Genomic DNA, 1,978 nt, shown 5'->3' with positions numbered 1-1,978 from the left:
CCGGCCGCGCGGCCCATCCTCACAAGGAGGACGCACATGAGAATACGACGGTCAGCGGACGCGCGGGTCGTACGCGCGGACCTCGAAGACCACCACCTCGGACGACTCGCCCTCGTCCCCGCCCGGACCACCACGTGACCGCGTCCCCGGGCGTGAAGCACCTCCAAGTCTTCCCGTCCGACACGGAACAGGTCGCCGCCGCCCGCCACTGGGTCGCCAAACTCCTCGGAAGCGAGCACCCCGCGCTGGACGACTGCGTCCTGCTCACCTCCGAGACCTGCACCAACGCCGTCATCCACGGCGGCGGAAAGACCGTCGAACTGTCGGTCGAAACCAATGGACACACCGTGACCGTCGCCGTCGTGGACGGAGGCGGCGGGACGCTTCCGCACTACACCGACGCCCCCTGCGGCCTCGGCGGACGCGGCCTCCCGATCCTCGAAGCGCTCTCCGACGACTGGGGATTCGACACCCAGGACGACGGACGGCTGCGGGTCTGGTTCCGCCTGGTCGGCTAACGGCGCGGGCCGGGACCCGCTTCCCCTCTTGAGGAACGGCGGAAGGCCGCCTCGCGCAGGGGGCGAGGCGGCCTTTCCGGGTGGGTGGGTCAGACGGTGACGGGGGTGGTGGCGGGCTCCAGGGCCAGGTCCAGGACCTCGCGGACGTCGCTGACCGCGTGGACGGTCATGTCGGCCAGCACCTCGGCCGGGACGTCCTCGAGGTCGGGCTCGTTCCGCTTCGGGACGATCGCGGTGGTGATGCCGAGCCGGTGGGCGGCCAGCAGCTTCTGCTTGAGCCCGCCGATCGGCAGCACCCGGCCGGTGAGGGAGACCTCGCCGGTCATCGCGACCTCGGGGCGGACCGGGCGGCCCGACAGCAGGGACGCGAGGGCCGTGGTCATGGTGATCCCGGCGCTCGGCCCGTCCTTCGGGACGGCCCCGGCGGGCACGTGGACGTGGACGCCGCGGTCCTTCAGGTCGCCGACCGGCAGTTCCAGCTCCGCGCCGCGCGAGCGGAGGTAGGACAGCGCGATCCGGGCCGACTCCTTCATCACGTCGCCGAGCTGGCCGGTGAGCGTGACGCCGGTGTCGCCGGTCTCCTTGTCGGCGAGGGACGCCTCGATGTAGAGGACGTCGCCGCCCGCGCCGGTGACCGCGAGGCCGGTCGCGACGCCGGGCACGCCCGTCCGCCGCTCGGACCGGCTGAGCTCGGCCTCCGGCGTGAACCGGGGACGGCCGAGGTAGTCCTTCAGCCCGTCCTCGCCGACCGTCAGCGGCAGCGCGGTCTTCTCCAGCGCGACGTTCGCGGCGACCTTCCGCAGCACGCGGGCGATCGCGCGGTCCAGCGACCGGACGCCCGCCTCGCGGGTGTACTCCGAGGCCAGCTTCCGCAGCGCCGCGTCGTCGAACGCGACCTCCGCCGGCTCCAGCCCCGCCTTCTCCAGCTGCTTGGGCAGCAGGTGGTCGCGGGCGATCGTCACCTTCTCGTGCTCGGTGTACCCGTCGAGCTGGACGAGCTCCATCCGGTCGAGCAGCGGCCCGGGGATGGCCTCCACGACGTTGGCGGTCGCGAGGAACAGCACGTCCGACAGGTCGAGCTCGACCTCCAGGTAGTGGTCGCGGAAGGTGTGGTTCTGCTCGGGGTCGAGGACCTCCAGCAGCGCCGCGGTCGGGTCGCCCCGGTAGTCCGCGCCGACCTTGTCGATCTCGTCCAGCAGCACGACCGGGTTCATCGAGCCGGCCTCGCGGATCGCGCGGACGATCCGGCCCGGCAGCGCGCCGACGTAGGTGCGCCGGTGGCCGCGGATCTCCGCCTCGTCCCGGACGCCGCCGAGCGCGACGCGGACGAACTCGCGGCCCATGGCCTTGGCGATGGACTCGCCCAGCGAGGTCTTGCCGACGCCGGGAGGGCCGGTCAGGGCCAGCACCGCGCCGCTGCGCCGCCCGCCGACGACGCCGAGGCCGCGGTCGGACCGCCG

General features: G+C 73.3%; 2 protein-coding genes. One reads left to right on the top strand and one right to left on the bottom strand.

The annotated features are described in order from the left end of the window. Positions 1 to 134 precede the first annotated feature (134 nt). Positions 135 to 518, top strand: a complete 384-nt coding sequence (locus AB0J52_RS38220) for an ATP-binding protein (RefSeq protein ID WP_500187899.1) — start codon at positions 135 to 137, stop codon at positions 516 to 518. An 89-nt stretch (positions 519 to 607) separates the two neighbouring features. Here the strand turns inward: AB0J52_RS38220 and lon are convergent. After that, a partial coding sequence (lon, locus tag AB0J52_RS38215; protein WP_500187898.1) for an endopeptidase La occupies positions 608 to 1,978 on the bottom strand: 1,371 nt, incomplete at its 5' end.

It is taken from the genome of Spirillospora sp. NPDC049652 (assembly GCF_040675125.1).
In the GTDB taxonomy this organism is placed as follows: Bacteria; Actinomycetota; Actinomycetes; order Streptosporangiales; family Streptosporangiaceae; genus Spirillospora.
Note: the sequence above shows the minus strand (reverse complement) of the source record. Positions and strands in the feature narration are given on the sequence as shown.